The organism is Methylosinus sp. Sm6 (assembly GCF_019802345.1).
Taxonomy (GTDB): domain Bacteria; phylum Pseudomonadota; class Alphaproteobacteria; order Rhizobiales; family Beijerinckiaceae; genus Methylosinus.
In genome coordinates, this window is sequence record NZ_JAINDZ010000114.1 from 1 (window position 1) to 1316 (window position 1316).

Consider the following 1316-nt stretch of genomic DNA (forward strand, 5'->3'; position numbering starts at 1 on the left):
TAGGGCTCCGAATTCGGGTTAACGGCGGTTAACGGATGGGCTCAGGCGTGATTCCCTATCGGCGGAGTGATTCTGGAGCCGCCGTGATGAGCCTCGCCTTCGCAGTTTTCAAAGAGAAGTCGCGTCTGAAAGCGCTTCTCGACCATTTCTCGATCATTGACGACCCGCGCGAGCCCTGGCGCGTCGCGCATCCGCTTCGCGAGGTGCTGCTGCTCGTCGTCTGCGCCTCCATGGCCGATTGCGATCACTTCGACGCTATTGCATCTTGGGGCAAGGTCAACATCGGCTTCCTGCGCCGCTATTTGCCTTATGAGCACGGCGTGCCGGGCGGACGCTGGCTCACCCTGCTCATGAACCGCGTCGATCCGGCGCTGTTCTCGGCGGCCTTCACTGGCTGGGTGCGCGAGACCTGGCCGGAACGGCCCGAGCTCATCGCCATCGACGGGAAGACCTCGCGTCGCAGTCATGATCGCGCCGAGGACAAGGCCCCGCTGCATCTCGTCTCCGCCTTCGCCACCACCAGCCGCCTCGTGCTCGGCCAGGAGGCGGTCGAGGGCAAGAGCAACGAGCTGTCCGCCATTCCCGTCCTGCTCGATCGCCTCTCGGACGGCGGCGCGCTGAAAGGCGCGCTCGTCTCCATCGACGCCATCGCCACCAACGCCAGGATCGCCCAGGCGATCGTGGACAAGGGCGCCGATTATCTGCTGGCGGTCAAAGCCAATCAGCCGACCCTGCGCGCCGAGATCGAGAGCGCTTTTTCCGCCGCGACGCGGATCGACACATGCGTCGATTTCGACAAGGGCCATGGGCGCATCGAGCAGCGCAGCGTGAGCGTCATCACCGAGGTCGACTGGCTGAACGGCGAGCGCCGCTTTCCGGGCGAGCTGCGCCTGCCGAACGCCGCGACGATCATTCGCGTCAAATCGCAGGCCGAGCTTTCCGACCGCGGCCGCTTCGAGACGCGCTATTACATCTCCTCGGCCCTTCTCCCGGCGAAGCGGGCGGGCGAGGCCGTGCGCGGCCATTGGGGCATAGAGAACCAGCTGCACTGGGTGCTCGACGTCGTCTTCGCCGAGGACCAATCGCGACTGCGCAAGGGCCATGGCGCGCGGAACATGGCCGTCGTCAGGCATTTCGCCATCAATATGATCCGCACCGCCCCAGAGCCCGAGAACAAGCCCATGAAACCGCAGCGCAAGGCCACAAAGCCCACACGCACCAGCATCAAGCTCCGCAGAAAAATCGCCAGCTGGCGCGAGGATTATCTCGCCATCGCCTTGGAAGCCTCAGACCGTTAACCCGGATTCAGAGCCCTG

Annotated in this window: 1 protein-coding gene; it reads left to right on the forward strand. The window is 64.7% G+C overall.

Annotated elements, in window-relative coordinates:
- Nucleotides 1-86: 86 nt before the first annotated feature.
- Nucleotides 87-1298 (forward strand): ISAs1 family transposase, encoded by a 1212-nt coding sequence (locus tag K3F48_RS23750; protein WP_222577906.1) that lies wholly within the window; start codon nt 87-89, stop codon nt 1296-1298.
- The last annotated feature ends 18 nt before the right edge of the window (nt 1299-1316 follow it).

Bases quoted from the DNA above. Each gene is read 5' to 3' on its own strand.
- K3F48_RS23750 (WP_222577906.1), top strand. From the start codon at position 87: ATGAGCCTCGCCTTCGCAGTTTTCAAAGAGAAGTCGCGTCTGAAAGCG.